Genomic DNA, 16,303 nt, shown 5'->3' on the forward strand with positions numbered 1-16,303 from the left:
TTAATGAAAGGAACTTAATATGATTAACTTAAATTCTCCCGCCGCTGTCGGGCTTTCAAATCCAGCCATAATAGAACCTGTTCAGCCGCAGGGCGCACCAACAGGTGTCGGTTTCGGAAGGGTTGTCACTGAAGGTGACCAGAGTGAATTTTTGAGTCATCAAGGTATTGACCGTTTACAACAAGCAAGCTCCCATCAGCAAGGTTACAGAGCCAATAACCGCCGTGTGGTGACCGTTAGCACCGATGGCAGCGCGAAAATCTATAACCGGCAAGCCGATGGATCATTAGCAAAAGAGGCCACTATCACCACTGCAGATCATGTCAACTCAGCCACATTAAGCGACGATGGTCTCCATCTGGTCACTGTCGGTGACAATCACATAGCGAGAATTCATGACTTGGAGTCCGACGGAACATGGGTAGTAAAAGCCATCATTTCCCATTGTGAGCCGATCACATCAGCAACTTTCAGTACCGATAGCCGCCATCTGGTGACCGTCAGTGACGATAACACGGCGAAAGTTTTTGGCCAGGAGACAGATGGATCATGGTCATTAAAAGCCCGCATTTGCCACGATGACAAGATCAGATCAGTCACCTTTAGCGCTGATAACAGGCATGTGCTGACCGCTAGTGACGATCACACGTCGAAAGTCTTCGGCGAGATGGCGGACGGATCGTGGTTAGAAAAAACCATTATTCACCATAATGGGCCGGTCAAATCCGTAGCTTTCATCGACGATGGCCGTCGCCTGGTGACCAGCAGTCAGGATGGAACGGCGCAAGTCACTGAACTGGATTGATTGCTAGTGTTTACCCACGGTGTGAGGTGGTCGTTCTTGACACCTCAACACTGATTTGGGGAGGCTTATGTCTCTGTCGTCTGGTTGCCAATTGAGACTGCTTTCAGCTCAGCCCTCAGGGTCTCAATCTCTCTTTGCATAGCCGCCCTGTCGGTATCCCACTGTCTGGATTGAGCGACAAAGGCACTCAATTCGTTCACTTTCTCTTGCAAAAGAGACTGACTCCGTTGCAGATCATTCTGAAGCTGAGAAAGTTTATTTTTGGGTATCAGGTCAACCCCCATTGCTGTGAGTTTCTGATACATATTTTTCAACTTTCTCAGCATAAGCGCTTTTTGACTTTCTACTTCAGATAATTGCTCTTGTGTGGCTTTAAGCATTTCGGCCTTCTGTAACAGGGCATGCTCAAGTTGCTCAGTCGGTCTGGATTGTTCCAATCGTTCTATCCGGGCTCTGAGATTGCGATCCCGATCATAATCTGATGAATGCAGGGCTGCTGAAACATGATTCCCCAGATTGTCAGCCAGTTTAGTCAGTTCAGCATTTTCTTCCTGGATTCTCCTTATGGTGTCTTGATAGCCACGATTAAGATCAGCATTTTCTTCCTGGATTATTCTTAAGGTGTCTTGATAGCCACGATTAGCTTCTATTAAATCCTTCTCCAGTCTGTCAGCCCGTTTGGATAGGACATATCTTTCTTCCTCGAGTTTTCTAACGTCTTTTCGGGCTGCAGTACAAGAACGGTCAACTTCTTCCAAGTCCTTTTTCAGCTTTTTAGCGTCATTGTGAAGGCGATCTATTTCATATCCTTTATCTATTAAGCGAACATTAGCTGAGTTTAAATCCTTCTTCAGCTTTTGAACCCTTTCTGGAGTCTCATATTCTCCCTCCTGGATTTTACGCAGGGCATCATCACCCTCTTTTCTTTCTTCTCGGGCTTTTTTAAGTTCTTGCCGGGCTTCATCAAGTGCTTGCTGAAGAATTATTGTACGATCACGAAGCACTGTCTCAATTTTTCTATCGCCCGGTTTAAGAATTTTGCTACCGCTCTGTTCAGACTGTTGTGATAGCTTCTGGATTCTTTCACCCAGTTGTTCAACTTGCTTATTTTTACTCTCAAGCATTCTGGTTTTCTGAAGTAGCTCATTCTCAAGAGAACGTTGTTTTGCAGTCACAGCCTGGAAGAATTCACTACCCATTGCCGTTAATTTTCCCGAATTCTCATACTGCTTCTGTAATGCTTTTTCATAGAAGGGGATATCTTTGCCCAATGCCGTTTCAGTCTGCAAAGCAATTTCCAGAACGTTACCGAGCTGATTGTTGAGACTGCAGATGCGCTGGTAATCCTTCTGAATACGTTGATCCATTCTCTCCAGTTCAGCCTGAACTTCAGCATCAATGGCCCCGGCAGGCTGTCGCGAATCGGTTCGCGTGTTCCTTAGACTACCCATCCAGGATGAAGACGCCATTACCGTGCGGGACTCCAGAGGTTTACCGCCATTCAGAAAACGGCAAGGCTTAGGGGGGGCAGGCAAATCTTCCACGACCGTGCCTGCCCGCATCTTGCTTAGTATTTCTGTAAGAGCACAGCATTGATGCAATGAATAGATCGCAGTACCGCCCGGATGCTTGTTTAACTCCTCAGTTGTCCCCTGAACATGTTGACTAATCAACCTGTCAGGTTCGGGTGGACGGCTTACCGTACTTGATGGAATGGCCATCGTAATACTCCTTTTACAACATTCAACAATTCATAAATCGTTTGACTATTAATGAACCTGATCCTGGGAAACTTCCATCGCCTCTGATTGGTTGTTCTGTAATAGCATGCTCAGTTTATCCATCAGATTTTCAATCTCTCTTTCCATAGCCGCCCTGGCGGTGTTCCACTGCCTCGATTGATTGACCCAGGCGATCACTTCATCTTCTTTCTCTTGCAAAAGAGAGCGGGTCTGTTGCAGGTCATTCTCAACCTGAGAGCGCATTCTTTTTTCAGCTTTGAGACTTTCTTGTGTGTAGGTCAACTGTCTCAGCAAAACATTGTTTTCAAGTTCCAGTTCAGACTGTTGCTCCTGATTGTCGTCAAGCGCTGTGGTTTTTGGATATAACTCATTCTCACGCTGGCTCGATCGTCTGGATTGTTGAACTTTTTCTTCCCACATTTTATTAAAGAGACTTAGATGAGCATCTGAACAACGACGAACTACTTCTAAATCCAACTCCAGACTTGCAACCCGTCTGGATAACAAATCGTTTTCTTTTTGCATTTCTTTTAAGTCAAGCTGCTGTTTATCTGAGGAACGACCAGCTTCTAATAACTTCTGATTCAGCTTCCTGAGTTCTATGTATTGTTCATAATTATCTTCCTTCAGCTTTTTAACCTTTCTGGATTGTTCATCATTTTGTTCTCGTATTTTTTTTAAGGTATTCTGATCGCGACGGGCTTGTACTAAATCCTGCGTCAATTTCTGAAACTCTTCGACGCTCACACTTTTTCCATCTTGGGTATTGCAAAGGTCAGCTTCAATCTTTTTTCTTTCTATTCGAGCTTCTTCAAGCTCTTTCTGCATCTTGGTTGAACGAAGTCTGGATACCTTCAGTTGGTCTTCTAATTGTGTGACTAATTTATTAGTTTGAAGGGTTCTGAATGGCTGGTCCGCTGCCTCAAACGCTCTATTTTTTCTATGGAGGGAAATATCGTTTTCTAATGAGTTTTCAACCTGCCGAGCAGCATTCAGTGATTCACCGAGCTGACTGTGAAGCTGGCAGAGATGATGGTAATAAGCCCTTCTTTGCTCATCCATATGTGCCAGTTCAGCCCAGACTCCATAACCATTGGCTGCGTTAATCCTGCGTAAAAAGGTTGGCATGTCCTCGGTACTATCCTCCAGGGATGGATAGGCTAACACCGTCCGACGGTCCAAACATTTAAAATCACTCAAAAGATGGCACGGCGAAGGGGGTTCAGGTAACTTTTCCACAGTGATCCCACTGCGCATCTTGCGTAATGGATCTATAAGAACTCTGCATTGATATAATGAATATTCCGCAACACTGCCGGAATGGCGGCCGGACCTATCATCTTTGACCCGAACACCCGGGTCAGTTACGTTTGCTGGGATTGCTGCGTTTGATGGATTTGCCATTATAATACTCCTTTTGCAACGTTAAAAAATTCACAACTATTTGACTATCAACGACCCCCATCCAATGCAGCTCCAGTCTCTGTCGTCTGTTCATCCATTGAGAGTGCTCTGAGTTTAGCCCTCAGGGTTTCAATCTCTCTTTCCATCGCCGCCCTGTCGGCATCCCATTGTCTGGATTGCTTCTCTTGTTCATCCCAGGCTTCGCCTTTGCTATCGTGATTAGCAGCCAAGCGACTTTGATAGGCTCCTACAAGTTTCTCCAGAGACTCAATCCGTTTGGATTGTTTCTCTTTTTCAGCACAGGTTTTTTTTCTGTATTCCAGCTCATTATCTGTGTAAAGTTGATACGCTGCTAAGCGTTCGTTCAGAGACTCAACCTCTTTGGATTCTTTAGCTTTTTCTTCCTTGATTTTATTGAGGTCTCGCTGCATCTCTGTTGCACGACAATCAGCTTCCCTCAAAAGCTTCTCTAAATGGATGACTTTTTCATCAACCAGCGCCTTTGCTTGCTGTTCGTCCTGTGCCCGAACCCTTTGCTGCTCGCTATGTTCAAGCTGTCGTGTAAGCTCCTGAATTTTTCTGTCCCGTTCAAGAACTTCCTGATTTTTGTCCTCAAGCATTTTGGTTTTCTGATTGAGATAATTAAACATTACCTGCAATTCTGGCTGATCCTTGTGCTGGTCTAATAGCGCATCCTGATAGAAGAGAATATCGTCATCCAATGCCAGTTCAGTGGTCATAGCAAAAGACACAATTTTATTGCACAGACTAAATTGCTCGCAGAAACGCTGGTAATCCTGCTGAATACGTCCATCCATTTTCTCCAGCTCAGCCCGGATTTCAGCCTCACTGGCCTCGCTAACCTTTCGCGAATGGGTTGACGAGCTCTGCCCGGATGAAGAAACTTCCACCGCCCGGGATTCCAGACGTTCCCCACCCTCCAGAAAAGAGCACTGCGCGGGACGCTCAGGGACCGTTGGCCATGTCATGCCTTTCGTAATCCCGATTAATGTATCTTTAAGAGCGCAGCATCGACGCAATGAATACATCGTAGTGCTGCCCCTATGACGGTTGGGCGTCTCAGATGTCACCTGAACATTAAGGTCAGTTCCTGGTGAAGTGCTTCCTGTACCTAGTGGATTTGCCATAGTAATACTCCATTTACAACATTTTATAATTCAGTAACCATTTGACTGTGACCGAGTATGACTTGTTCCCCTGTAAGAACCTGAATAACGCTTTTGTTAGCTGCTCTGACAAAATTTCTCCAGCCGATAGGGAAATCCGCCACTCCCGCGAATACGCTGTACTGGCCACCACCAATACCAATGACTCCACCATGGAAGGCATTGGCCAGAGTGGTTTTGGCAATGGCTATCAGTGCCTCTTCGATTTAACGATTAACAAGCCCGTTATGGGGAGGCTCGTGTCTCTGTGGTCTGGCTGCCCATTGAGAGTGCTCTCAGCTCAGCCCTAAGGGTTTCAATCTCTCTTTCCATAACCGCCCTGTCGGTAGCCCACTGTCTCGATTGAGCGACTCGAGAGCTCGCCTCATCCTCTTTTGCCTGCAAAAGAGACCGGGTCTGTCGCAGATCATTCTGAAGCTGAGAGAGCATATCTTTGGGTACCACGTCTGCCCCCCTGGCCGTCAGCTTCTGATGCATATCGTTTAGCCTTCTAAGCATATTAACGTTTTGAGATTCCGTTACCGACATTTGCTCTTCTTTTGCTTCAAGTATTGTGGTTTTCTCACGTAGCTTATTCGTCAGTTGCTCAGTCTGTCTGAGTAGCGCAGATTTTTCTTCGCGGTGTTCGAATATGGCATTATTAAGCTGATCTATTTGTTGCTGAGCTTCAGATAAATCAGTCTGCAGCGTGTCAGCCCGTTGTGTGAGCGTCCGGATTTTTCTTTCCAGTTCACGAATCTCCCAATCTTTGGCCTCAAGCATTGTGGTTTTCTCATGCAGCTCATCAGCCATTACCCCTAATTGCTGCTGATCCATCCGCTCACATAGAGACGCTTCCATTAAGAAATTAACATCGACATCCAATTCATGTTCAGCCTGTCTGGCAATATCCCTGGCTTTCATGAACAGTTTATAGAGCTCGCTATAACGCTGGTGATCCTCCTGAATACGTTCATGCATTCTCTCCAGCTCAGCCTGGATTTCAGCCTCGCTGGCTTCGGTATGCTTTCGTGAATCGGTTGATGCTTGCCGGGAAGAAGAGACTTCCACCGTCCGGGATTCCAGACGTTTAGCACCTTTCAGTAGATGGGACTGTAAAGGGGGGTCAGGCGCCTCTGGAATGCCCAAGTCTAGCCAAATAGTGCGAAATGCATATTTATGTTCATAGCATCGCCGCATTGAATACATTGTCGTAGTGCTTCCCGGCGGATGCCTGCTGACGCTGAACATTGCAGATCCCGTCTGAACATTCTGGTCGGAAATCGATGAAGGGCTTGCTGTGCCTGAAGGGCTGTTCATAGTAATAATCCTTTTACAAAATTTATAATTACGACTGTCGTCGCAATGGTTTGTTCCCCTGTAAGACCCTGAATAACGCTTTTGTTAGCTGCTCTGACAAAATTTCTTTAGCAGATAGGGAAATCTGATACTCCCGCGAATGTTGAGTACACCATGTCGGATGTGCTCACCCGCCTGAGAAGTGACAACGAAAACCGTGAAGAGCTGGACACCCGGGTTCTGGCCCTGCTCCATGCTGAGCAGGATCAGGAAGAACTCTGCGTCAGCCGGTTGAATCGATTCCTGATTGCTGGAGCACGTGAATTGGCTTTTCAGCTGGCTGGCAGCCTGTCGGACTTAAGCGTCCGTAGCGAGGATTGCAAGAAATTGAGGATAAAAATTTCTGCTTCTGAGGAGAATAGCGAGCTATTTGACGAAGAAGCAGGAATTTTTAGACCAATTTATTGCAACCGCAGTAGGACAGCCTTAAGTCCGACAGGCTGCTGGGGATCTGGTGAAACCGAAGCAGGGGGAGACCGCATGAGCTGTCACCCTGAATGCCTGACCACATATTCACGCAAGGCGTCGTTCATACGAGTCTGCCAGCCTTTGCCAGTGGCGCGGAAAAATTCAAGCACCTCCGGTGACAGCCGGATAGTAATCCGCTCCTTGGTCTCTTCGGCCTTGGGTCGCCCCACTGGTCGTAGTTGTTTGAACTCCTCGTCAGTAAGTTCATATGTGTCAGGGTCAGCGGCAATGCCTGCATTGATGGCCGCATCTTCTTCGTCGGTTGGCAGCTCAAGCCAGCGCCCTGATTTAGTCTTGATTTGCATAAATTCGTACCTCTCGTTTATTGGCTTTTCGCAGGGAAATAATGCGGCGCTTCTCGCCCCGGTCGGTATACACCACGCAATAAAGGCGCTTACCTCTGGAAGCAAAACCAACCATACGCTGCTCTCCATAGTCATAGCGATGATCTTCCGATGCCTTAAGCGTATCCCAATCCAAGCACTCAGCCTCAGACAACGACAAACCGTGTTTGGCACGGTTGATGGCGTCCTTGGCAGCATCGTACTCATACTTCATAGAATTATTGTATGCACGTTAATTAAGGTTTGCCAGCTGTTAAAAGTAGCACACGTTAACGCTTTATCCATTCGGGAAGAGCTCGACACCCGGCTTCTGGCCCTGCTAGTTGCTGAGCAGGATCAGGAAGGGTAATGCGACACCCGCGAATACGCTGTACTGGCCACCACCAATACCAATGACTCCACCATGGAAGGCATTGGCCAGAGTGGTTTTGGCAATGGCTATCAGTGCCTATTCGATTTAACGATTAACAAGCCCGTTATGGGGAGGCTCGCGTCTCTGTCGTCTGGCTGCCCACTGAGAGTGCTCTCAGCTCAGCCCTCAGGGTTTCAATCTCTCTTTCCATAGCCGCCTTGTCTGTATCGAACTGTCTGGATTGAGCCGCCAAGGTACTGACTTCATCCTCTTTCGCTCGCAAAAGAGAGCGGGTCTGTTGCAAGTCATTCTGAACTTGAGAGAGTGTCTTTTTTTTCTCCAGGAGTTCAGGCCCCTTGACCCTAAGCAAATCGTGTGCATGATTCAGCTTTCTCAGCAAACGAGCGTTTTGACTTTCTATTTCAGACTGTTGCGCTTCTTTGGCTTCAAGCATTGTGGTCTTCTGGCGTAACTCATTCTTTAGTGGCTCAATCTGTCTGGATAGTGCAGCATTTTTTTGCCGGTGTTCGAAAATGGCATGATTAAGATGATTTATTTTTTCCCGATCTCCTGATAAATCGCTCTCCAGCTTGTCAGCCCGTTCGGACAGCGCAGCTTTTTCTTCTGCGAGTTCCTTTTTGGTATTGTGATCAGCATCTAAACGACGTTGTTTTGCTACTTTAAGTCGGTTCAGGAACTGGACCTTTTTTGATAGGGCATCAATTTCTTCCGTGAGTACCTGTATGGTCTCGTGATCAGCATCTGTGCGACGTTGATATGCTGCTATAACTATGTTCCGAGCCTCAACCTTTTTGGATTCGGCAGCTTTTTCTTCCCGGATTATGTCAAGGTCGCGCTGCATCTCTGTTGAACGACAATTAGCTTCTCGCAAAAGCTTCTCTAAATTCATGACTTTTTCATCGACACGTGCATTTGTATCCTGCTTGCGCTGTGCTCTTATCAATTGTTTTTCGCTATTTTCAAGCTGTCGTTGCAATTCTTGCTGATCCTGATCCTTATGCTCACGTTCTAGCGCTTTCTCATAACAGGAAATATTGCTTGCCAATGAAGTTTCAGCCTGCCGTGCAGCATCCAGAGCAATAAAGAGCTGAGTTCGGAACTGTAAAAGGCGTTGGTAATCCTCCTGAATGCGTTCATCCATTTTCTGCAACTCAGCCCAGATTTCAGCTTCTCTGTCCTCGGCAGGCTGTCGCGAATCGGTTAGCGTGCTCCAAAGACTACCCATCCGGGATGAAGACGCCACTACCGTTCGGGACTCCAGACTTTTACCACCATTCAATAAAGGGCAGTGCACAGGTGGGTCAGGTAACTCTGCCACTGTCATACTTGTACGCATAATGCTTAGTGTCTCTTTAAGAGCACGGCATTGACGCAACAAATATTCCGCATTACTGCCCTGATGGTTGCTGAGCACCTCTGGTGTCATCCCAACATCTTGATTAGCCAAAAGTTCTGTGACCAATGAAGGTCTTGCTGCTGATTCGAGTGGACTCGCCATAGTAATAATCCCTTTACAAAGTTCAACAATTCATTAATCGTTTGACTGTGGTCAGCACGACTTGTTCCCCTGTAAGATCCCGAATAACTTTCCTGTTAGCTATTCCGACAAAATTTCTCCAGAGAATTTCTCCAGCCAATAGAGAAAACCGACACTCTCGCCTCAGACTTACAACAAATTTTCTGTAATATTCATTTCCTCAAACACCGCATTCAGAGCTTTTTAAAATATGCACGGGGAACTAAATGAACAGACAATGATCGAAGATTAAAGCTATCTGAAATTCAACGACAGGAACAAAAGATATGAACGGAATCACACCACCTGACAGACCATATAACCCATATAATCTGCCATCAGCCTATCAACTGCCGACCGAAGACTGTCCTATTTGTATCGAAGCTTTTGCCGGAAAAGACGTCAGGGTTACCAAGCCATGCAAGCATATGTTTCACGTGACCTGCCTGGAGCTCTGGCTGTTGGAGAATACATCCTGTCCTCTATGCAGAACCAGTCTCTGGGAAAGAGAAGTACGACCAGCGCCTGCCATGCCCGGTAATCCTGGCCTATTGAACCAGCAGACCCTGGGTCGGGCCTTAACCTCTTTGTTATCAGCTATGGCCAGTTGGGCGGGATACCTCTGTCCAAACTGGTTGGTAACGGTTTTAAACTTAGTGGGTATACAACCAGTGCCTGCCAGCATCAGTAATCCTGACCTGCCAGAAAATGCCTCATTGGACCATCAGGCCCGGGATCAAGCCCTGGCAGCTCTCATATCAGCTGCGGCTAATCAGACGGGATACCCCTCTCCAGAGGAGGTGGAAACGCTTCTGAGTTTAAGGGAATTACTCACAGCGCCTGCCAGCATCAGTAATCCTGACCTGCCAGAAAATGCCTCATCGGACCAGCAGGCCCGGGATCAAGCCTTGGCAGTTCTCTTATCAGTTGCGGCTAATCAGACGGGATACCCCTCTCCAGACATCATAGCAGAGGCTATAAGTTTAGGTTTTCTGAGGGACTGATTCCGTCACCTTTGCAGGCACCTTGAATAATCTGCCATACTTTGGAGCCCAAACAACCAGGTGAAATGGTCCTGCGCAAAAGAGACACAGGCACCCAACGATTGATGAGAGCAGCATTAACATGATTGACAAATCCATTCCCCTCACTGACATTCATCGTCATCTGGACGGTAACATTCGTCCCCAGACCATTCTGGAGCTGGGTCAGCAGCACAATCTGGAGTTACCCGCCGATCATCTGGAAGCGCTGATTCCCCATGTCCGTGTTATGAGTAATGAGCCGGATCTGGTGAGTTTTCTGGCCAAGCTGGACTGGGGAGTTAAGGTTCTGGCGGATTACGACGCCTGTCGTCGTATCGCCTATGAGAATGTCGAAGACGCCCTGAATGCTCAAATTGATTACACCGAGCTGCGCTTCAGCCCCTACTACATGGCCATGACTCACAACCTTAACCCTGAAGGTGTGGTAGAAGCGGTAGTGGACGGTGTGCAGGCAGGTAGCCGTGATTTTGGGGTCAAAACCAACCTGATCGGTATCATGAGCCGCACTTTTGGCCAGGAAGCCTGCCAGCAGGAGCTGGATGCCTGTCTGGCCTTCAAAGACAAAATGGTCGCCATTGATCTGGCAGGTGACGAGTTCGGCAAGCCGGGTGAGCTGTTTGTTGATCACTTTAAACAAGTTCGTGATGCCGGCCTGAATGTGACCGTTCATGCTGGCGAGGCAGTGGGCGCTGAAAGCGTATGGCAGGCTATTCGTGATCTGGGGGCCACACGAATTGGCCACGGTGTCAGAGCGATTGAGGACCCGGCGCTGATGGATTACCTGGCTGAGCACTGCATTGGTATTGAGTCCTGCCTGACTTCAAACATTCAGACCAGCACCTTCCCGAGCATTGAAAAGCACCCGCTCAAAAAATTCCTGGAACACGGCGTTCTGGCCACGATCAATACCGATGACCCAGCCGTAGAAGGCATTGAGCTGCCTTATGAGTATGAAGTGGCGGCTCCGTCTGCCGGTCTGTCTGCGGACCAGATTCTGCAGGCTCAGGAAAATGGCCTGACAATAGCTTTCCTCAGTGACACCGAGAAAGAAGCACTCAAGGCCTCCAAACAGTGAGCCTCTTAAGGTTGGGTTTTACTGATCCGACCGTCAATGCTGATCCGGCGCCTCTCTGGCTATTTCGTTACCAGAGGCTTTTCCCTCAGCAAAAGCTTTAGCATTACTCAAAGTGGTTTTGGCAATCGCCATCAGCGCCTCTTCGGTAAGAAAGGCCTGGTGGCCGGTAAAGATCACGTTGTGACAGGCTGAAAGGCGTCTGAAAACATCGTCCTGAATCACCTCATCGGACAAGTCCTCAAAAAACAGCTCCTGCTCGTTTTCGTAAACATCCAGCGCCAGTCCACCCAGTATCCCTTTTTTCAGAGCGTCAATCGCTGCCACTGAATCCAGCAGTTTCCCCCTGCTGGTGTTCACCAGTAGCACCCCGGGTTGCATCTGGCTAAATGCGTCCTCATTGATTATGTACTCGTTATCTTTCGTTAAGGGGCAGTGCAGGGTGATCAACTTGCTCTGTTGCAACAGCTGATTCAGAGCAACATAGTCTCCGCCCAGTGCTTCAAAAGCCGGGTTTGGGTAGGGGTCGTATCCCAGCAGTTTACAACCAAAGCCTTTTAGAATGCGGGCAGCAGCTATACCAATCTTGCCTGTGCCAATGACCCCCGCTACACGACCATGGAGGTTAAAGCCGGTCAGCCCCTCAAGTGAGAAGTTGGCATCCCGGGTTCTCTGGTAGGCTTTATGGGTTTTTCGATTCAAGGTCATAATCAGCGCAATGGCGTGCTCTGCCGTGGCTTCAGGAGAATAAGCCGGAACTCTGGCTACCGTGATACCCAGCTCTCTGGCCGCGTCCAGGTCCACATTGTTAAATCCGGCACAGCGCATGAGCAGAAGTCTGATATTATACTCAGCCATGACACTCAGAACGGGCCGACTGAGATCGTCATTAACAAAAGCACAGACTGCATCACCCGTCCTGGCCAGGTGAGCGGTTTTTTCATCCAGGTGAATATCAAAGTATTCCAGTTCCAAGCCGGAGTTGGCATTGCACAGGTCAAAGAATTCACGATCGTATTTTTTGGCGTTAAAGATACAGATTTTCATGATCGGTTCAGGTTCCTTTTTTCGCTGGCATGAGCAATAAGCAGTCATGAGCTATAGGCTTCTGGTTAAGAATCATAGCGGAGTTTTTGATTGAAAATAGCCTTTCTGTGTAAACGTTTGGCAGCCCTATCGGGCAGTAGTCAGATTCCACTGTCCCGGGTCAGCCAGTGCAGGTCGGGACTCGCTGATCCAGCCTTTAACGCCAAGAGTTTTACAACACAAATTAGCAAGCGAGCCATAATGATGCGAGCTGTTCTTTAGTGAATGATTGAATTTTTAATCTTTTCTACTAACTTTGTCAGAGGGTTTTATTGGTTAATAGAAATCATATGAAAACTATCTTTTTTGGGGTAATGCTGGTTATCGCTATGGCTGGATTTTGTTCCGAAGAGGATGATTCTATTTGTGTTGGCAACAGTTTTTTTTTCCAAATCAATGACCCGGATGATTATGAAGTGAATATCAAATTTTTGGATAAAAGTTCAAGTCTGCTATATGAGCATGACTTATTCAATGGGTTAAACCCTGATGCAATAAAGAAAAAAACATTAATTGATTTTTCTTCTCAGGTAACAACGATAAAAACAATCGTGTTAGATAGAAATAGCAAGGTTATAGCCACAGAGATGGAAAGTTATACAGAAGATATAATTGAAGGACTTTTACTATCGAGCTATCTAATTACCTTAACTCATGCCGGAAATCATGATGTTAGATTAATCTCTAATCAATGTTATTCACCTAATGATCAGGAAAAGGTTAAGATACTACAAACCTTTACAAATATTTTTATAAACCAGTTAAACACTTTTGAATCAAATAACAAGTTTTTTAAAATCATTGAGATAGATCAAAGTAAAAAGGAACAGTTGCTTAACGAGAAGCTTCGTTTGCATGGCTATAAAAAAGATGCCTGTGGAAGATATATTCACATTAACAGTACATCACCAAGATCAACCGACTGTGCCGGGATTGTTGTTCCGGTTATGAATTAACCGACTAATAAAACAGTGGGCGGTAGGCAGGTTATCTGCCTCGTCACTGTAAAACCACTGTATTGAAAAAGCATTTTCCACCTGCTATTTGCTGTCATACCCACTCTCTTGCCGTAGTCGGCATTGTACTGATCAAAAAATTCACGATCGTGTTTTTTGTATTACAGATACAGATTTTCATGAACGGTTCAGATACCTTTTTTACTGGCATGAGCAGTAAGCGACCATGAGCTACAGGCTCCTGGTTAAGCTTCAAAGCCGAGTTTTTTAATAAAAATAGCCTTTCTGTGTAAACGTATGGCAGCCGTAATGGGCTGTGGTCTGATTCTACTGTCCCGGGCCAGCCGGATAGGTCATATCTCGCTAATCCGGCCTTTAACGCCAGGAGTTTTACAACACTAATTAACAAGCGAGCCATAATGATGTGAACGGTTCTTTCGTGAATGCTTGAATTTTTAATCTTTTCTACTACATTTGCCAGAGGATTTAATTAATAAGGATTATATAAAAATGAAAACTATTTTTTTTGGGGTGGTGCTGGTTATCGCCACGGCGGGGTTTTGTTCAGAAGAGAATGATTCTATTTGTGTTGATAACAGGTTTTTTTTTCAGATCAATGACCCATATGATTATGAAGTGAATATCAAATTTTTGGATGAAAGTTCAAATCTGCTGTATGAGTATGACTTATTCAATGGGCTGAATCCTGATGCTATAACGAAAAAAATATTAATTGATTTTTCTTCTCAGGTAATAACGCTAACATCAATCTTGTTAGATGGAAGTCGCAAGGTGATTGAAAGAGAAAAGGAAACTGAAAAAGACGATAAAATTGAGTCACTTTTACCATCAAACTATTTAATTACCGTGACTCATGCCAGCAATCATGATGTTGCATCAATCTCTAACCAATGTCACTCATCTAATGATCAGGAAAAGGTTAGGATATTACAAGCCTATACAAATACTTTTCTAAAACAGTCAAGCACTTTCAAATCAAGTACCGAATTTTATGGAATCACTGAGATCGATGAAAGTAAAAAGGAACAGTTGTTTAACGAGAAACTTCATTTCCTTGGTTATAAAAAAGATGCCTGTGGAAGATATATTCCCATTAATAGTACATCACCAGGATCAACCGACTGTATCAGGATTGTTGTTCCGCTTTTTCTGGATTATCTGCCGAAGAAATTGCCGTTAAAATAAGGTGTTAGGTGTCTCTGTGCCATCTCTTATTGTCTGCTATGCTCAACGCACAAGAAATAATCATAAGGTGTACGCATGAACCACGATAAAGACACAGACGATTTCTGGAATGCCATCAGTCGCATAGAGGTCAGTATAAAAAACTCACAGGACGATATTAGGAAGCTGTACCTGCACAGCGCACGGCAGGAAATATCTATTGAGTCACTTAATGAAAAGATTGACGCTAACCAGCAAGAAAATCGTGAACGTTTTGACAAGATTGAAGACACTCTGGCTGTCATTGTAAACCACTTCCAAAAATAACCACGACACCTAACAGCACGCTCGGCTGAGACGTACATACTGTGCGCCCTTCAGCCCTGGGATACCCACTCTCTTGCCGTATCCAGATCAACATTGTTAAATCCGGCACAGCGCATGAGCAGAAGTCTGATATTATACTCCGCGATGACACTCAGAACTGGCCGACTGAGAGCGTCATTAACAAAAGCACAGACTGCATCACCCGCCCCGGCCAGGTGTGCGGTTTTCTCATCCAGATGAATATCGAAGTATTCCTGTTCAGAACCGCAGTAGGACGGCCTTAAGTCCGACAGGCTGCTAGAGGCTCGTGGTTAAGTATCATAGCGGAGTTTTTTAGTGAAAATAGCCTTTGTATGCCAACGTATGGCAGCCTGGCTAAGCAGTGTCATTATTCTGATGGCCTGTCTGTGGGCAGGCGATCTGCTCAGCGTCTGGATCAATCATGCCCTTCCGGGCAGTATTATCGGAATGCTGCTTCTGGCAGCCCTGCTGGGCAGTGGCCTGATTCGACTGTCCTGGGTTGAAACGGGTGCCGGTTTTATAATTCGCTGGATGTCCCTGTTATTTGTGCCCATCGGGGTCGGTGTCGTCGATCAGCTGAACCTGCTGGCCAGCAGCCTTGGTGCTCTTCTGCTGACCAGTCTGCTGGGGACAGTGTTGGTTATGGCCGTTTCCGGTTGGTTGTTTCAATGGCTGGAGCGTACCCGACAATGACCTTGTTCCCGATAGTTACGATCACTCCGATGAAGGGCCTGCTCTATTGTTCTATGACGGTGGTAGTCTACCTGACGGCCTGGCAGCTTCATAATCGTTTCAAGTATTCAATGCTCAATCCATTATTGGTCAGCATTCTGGTAGTCGTGGGTATTCTTCTTGTCGGAAACATTCCTTACTCCGACTACGAACAAGGAGGTGACTGGCTAAGCAATCTGCTTGGCATCGCGGTTGTCGCTCTGGGAGTGCCTCTTTATCAACAGATGAGAGATATTCATCGGGAGCTGACCGGTGTGATTCTGGTGGTTTTTGTCTCCAGCCTTTTTGCCCTTGTCAGCACAGTTATACTGGCGGTCCTGGCGGGTGCCGATGGTCAGGTCGCTCTTTCTCTGGCTCCCAAATCGGTCACAACACCGATTGCTGTGTTGATTGTGGATAACCTGAACGGTGTCCCCTCTCTTGCCGCTATCGCTGTGATCCTGACGGGCTTGATGGGTGCTATTTTTGGCTTGCCACTACTCTCATTATTGAAAATCACTGATCCCAAAGCCAGAGGTATCGCCATGGGCACGGCCTGCCATGCATTGGGCACTGCGAGGATGGTACAAAGTTCATTGAAGGAAGGCGCCTATAGCGCGCTGGCGTTAGTACTTTCTGCCAGTATCAGTGCCCTGATGGCTCCCTGGCTGGTACCCTGGGTTCTTGGCTGGTTGAATTAAACAGCCGGGTTTTGCCCGGCC

At 46.5% G+C, this 16,303-nt stretch carries 17 protein-coding genes; 8 read left to right on the forward strand and 9 right to left on the reverse strand.

Annotated elements, in window-relative coordinates:
* Positions 1-19: 19 nt before the first annotated feature.
* The gene (locus KBW69_RS13410; RefSeq protein WP_257281182.1) at positions 20-805 is read left to right on the forward strand and encodes a WD40 repeat domain-containing protein; all 786 of its coding nucleotides are present in this window, start codon (positions 20-22) and stop codon (positions 803-805) included.
* 65 nt (positions 806-870) lie between these two features.
* On the opposite strand, the gene KBW69_RS13415 is transcribed toward KBW69_RS13410, so the two are convergent.
* From KBW69_RS13415 to KBW69_RS13445, 7 genes are all read right to left on the reverse strand, one after another.
* Positions 871-2,526, reverse strand: coding sequence for a hypothetical protein (locus KBW69_RS13415; RefSeq protein ID WP_257252505.1), 1,656 nt, complete (start codon positions 2,524-2,526; stop codon positions 871-873).
* A 48-nt stretch (positions 2,527-2,574) separates the two neighbouring features.
* Complete coding sequence (locus KBW69_RS13420; RefSeq protein WP_257281183.1) at positions 2,575-3,951, reverse strand: hypothetical protein; 1,377 nt, start codon at positions 3,949-3,951, stop codon at positions 2,575-2,577.
* Between the two features lie 47 nt (positions 3,952-3,998).
* A complete protein-coding gene (locus KBW69_RS13425; RefSeq protein WP_257281184.1) occupies positions 3,999-5,099 on the reverse strand; it encodes a hypothetical protein in 1,101 nt (366 codons plus the stop codon).
* Positions 5,100-5,363: 264 nt separating this feature from the next.
* Positions 5,364-6,437 (reverse strand): hypothetical protein, encoded by a 1,074-nt coding sequence (locus tag KBW69_RS13430; protein ID WP_257281185.1) that lies wholly within the window; start codon positions 6,435-6,437, stop codon positions 5,364-5,366.
* Positions 6,438-6,964: 527 nt separating this feature from the next.
* Complete coding sequence (locus KBW69_RS13435) at positions 6,965-7,249, reverse strand: BrnA antitoxin family protein (protein WP_257281186.1); 285 nt, start codon at positions 7,247-7,249, stop codon at positions 6,965-6,967.
* The gene (locus tag KBW69_RS13440) at positions 7,233-7,502 is read right to left on the reverse strand and encodes a BrnT family toxin (RefSeq protein ID WP_257281187.1); all 270 of its coding nucleotides are present in this window, start codon (positions 7,500-7,502) and stop codon (positions 7,233-7,235) included. The genes KBW69_RS13435 and KBW69_RS13440 overlap by 17 nt, the downstream gene beginning before the upstream one ends.
* Positions 7,503-7,764: 262 nt before the next feature.
* On the reverse strand, positions 7,765-9,159 hold the full coding sequence (locus KBW69_RS13445) for a hypothetical protein (protein ID WP_257281188.1): 1,395 nt from the start codon (positions 9,157-9,159) through the stop codon (positions 7,765-7,767).
* A gap of 305 nt (positions 9,160-9,464) precedes the next feature.
* On the opposite strand from KBW69_RS13445, the gene KBW69_RS13450 reads away from it, so the two are divergent.
* Both KBW69_RS13450 and add read left to right on the forward strand, forming a co-directional pair.
* Positions 9,465-10,181 (forward strand): RING finger domain-containing protein, encoded by a 717-nt coding sequence (locus tag KBW69_RS13450; RefSeq protein WP_257281189.1) that lies wholly within the window; start codon positions 9,465-9,467, stop codon positions 10,179-10,181.
* 121 nt (positions 10,182-10,302) lie between these two features.
* Positions 10,303-11,298, forward strand: a complete 996-nt coding sequence (gene add / locus KBW69_RS13455) for an adenosine deaminase (RefSeq protein WP_257253057.1) — start codon at positions 10,303-10,305, stop codon at positions 11,296-11,298.
* 33 nt (positions 11,299-11,331) lie between these two features.
* Here add and KBW69_RS13460 read toward each other — a convergent pair whose 3' ends face one another.
* Positions 11,332-12,390 carry a 2-hydroxyacid dehydrogenase gene (locus tag KBW69_RS13460; RefSeq protein ID WP_306674553.1) on the reverse strand — a complete coding sequence of 353 codons (1,059 nt, stop codon included), beginning with the start codon at positions 12,388-12,390 and terminating at the stop codon, positions 11,332-11,334.
* A 263-nt stretch (positions 12,391-12,653) separates the two neighbouring features.
* Between KBW69_RS13460 and KBW69_RS13465 the strand changes: the two genes are divergently transcribed.
* The 3 genes from KBW69_RS13465 (at position 12,654) to KBW69_RS13475 (ending at position 14,849) form a co-directional block, all read left to right on the forward strand.
* The gene (locus KBW69_RS13465) at positions 12,654-13,337 is read left to right on the forward strand and encodes a hypothetical protein (RefSeq protein WP_257281190.1); all 684 of its coding nucleotides are present in this window, start codon (positions 12,654-12,656) and stop codon (positions 13,335-13,337) included.
* A 510-nt stretch (positions 13,338-13,847) separates the two neighbouring features.
* The gene (locus KBW69_RS13470; RefSeq protein ID WP_257253054.1) at positions 13,848-14,543 is read left to right on the forward strand and encodes a hypothetical protein; all 696 of its coding nucleotides are present in this window, start codon (positions 13,848-13,850) and stop codon (positions 14,541-14,543) included.
* A 75-nt stretch (positions 14,544-14,618) separates the two neighbouring features.
* Positions 14,619-14,849, forward strand: a complete 231-nt coding sequence (locus tag KBW69_RS13475; RefSeq protein WP_257253053.1) for a hypothetical protein — start codon at positions 14,619-14,621, stop codon at positions 14,847-14,849.
* 50 nt (positions 14,850-14,899) lie between these two features.
* Here KBW69_RS13475 and KBW69_RS23815 read toward each other — a convergent pair whose 3' ends face one another.
* Entirely contained in the window at positions 14,900-15,142 is a 243-nt protein-coding gene (locus KBW69_RS23815; RefSeq protein WP_368736437.1) for a hypothetical protein, read from the reverse strand.
* Between the two features lie 43 nt (positions 15,143-15,185).
* On the opposite strand from KBW69_RS23815, the gene KBW69_RS13480 reads away from it, so the two are divergent.
* Together KBW69_RS13480 and KBW69_RS13485 are read left to right on the forward strand one after the other, a co-directional pair.
* Complete coding sequence (locus KBW69_RS13480; RefSeq protein WP_257281191.1) at positions 15,186-15,563, forward strand: CidA/LrgA family protein; 378 nt, start codon at positions 15,186-15,188, stop codon at positions 15,561-15,563.
* Positions 15,539-16,282, forward strand: coding sequence for an LrgB family protein (locus KBW69_RS13485; protein ID WP_257253048.1), 744 nt, complete (start codon positions 15,539-15,541; stop codon positions 16,280-16,282). The genes KBW69_RS13480 and KBW69_RS13485 overlap by 25 nt, the downstream gene beginning before the upstream one ends.
* Positions 16,283-16,303: the final 21 nt, after the last annotated feature.

The sequence above is a fragment of the Endozoicomonas sp. ISHI1 genome, from assembly GCF_024606225.1.
GTDB lineage: Bacteria > Pseudomonadota > Gammaproteobacteria > Pseudomonadales > Endozoicomonadaceae > Endozoicomonas_A.

Coding starts and splice junctions, on each gene's coding strand:
- KBW69_RS13410 (WP_257281182.1), top strand. CDS start 20: ATGATTAACTTAAATTCTCCCGCCGCTGTCGGGCTTTCAAATCCAGCC.
- KBW69_RS13415 (WP_257252505.1), bottom strand. CDS start 2,526: ATGGCCATTCCATCAAGTACGGTAAGCCGTCCACCCGAACCTGACAGG.
- KBW69_RS13420 (WP_257281183.1), bottom strand. CDS start 3,951: ATGGCAAATCCATCAAACGCAGCAATCCCAGCAAACGTAACTGACCCG.
- KBW69_RS13425 (WP_257281184.1), bottom strand. CDS start 5,099: ATGGCAAATCCACTAGGTACAGGAAGCACTTCACCAGGAACTGACCTT.
- KBW69_RS13430 (WP_257281185.1), bottom strand. CDS start 6,437: ATGAACAGCCCTTCAGGCACAGCAAGCCCTTCATCGATTTCCGACCAG.
- KBW69_RS13435 (WP_257281186.1), bottom strand. CDS start 7,249: ATGCAAATCAAGACTAAATCAGGGCGCTGGCTTGAGCTGCCAACCGAC.
- KBW69_RS13440 (WP_257281187.1), bottom strand. CDS start 7,502: ATGAAGTATGAGTACGATGCTGCCAAGGACGCCATCAACCGTGCCAAA.
- KBW69_RS13445 (WP_257281188.1), bottom strand. CDS start 9,159: ATGGCGAGTCCACTCGAATCAGCAGCAAGACCTTCATTGGTCACAGAA.
- KBW69_RS13450 (WP_257281189.1), top strand. CDS start 9,465: ATGAACGGAATCACACCACCTGACAGACCATATAACCCATATAATCTG.
- add (WP_257253057.1), top strand. CDS start 10,303: ATGATTGACAAATCCATTCCCCTCACTGACATTCATCGTCATCTGGAC.
- KBW69_RS13460 (WP_306674553.1), bottom strand. CDS start 12,390: ATGACTGCTTATTGCTCATGCCAGCGAAAAAAGGAACCTGAACCGATC.
- KBW69_RS13470 (WP_257253054.1), top strand. CDS start 13,848: ATGAAAACTATTTTTTTTGGGGTGGTGCTGGTTATCGCCACGGCGGGG.
- KBW69_RS13475 (WP_257253053.1), top strand. CDS start 14,619: ATGAACCACGATAAAGACACAGACGATTTCTGGAATGCCATCAGTCGC.
- KBW69_RS13485 (WP_257253048.1), top strand. CDS start 15,539: ATGGCTGGAGCGTACCCGACAATGACCTTGTTCCCGATAGTTACGATC.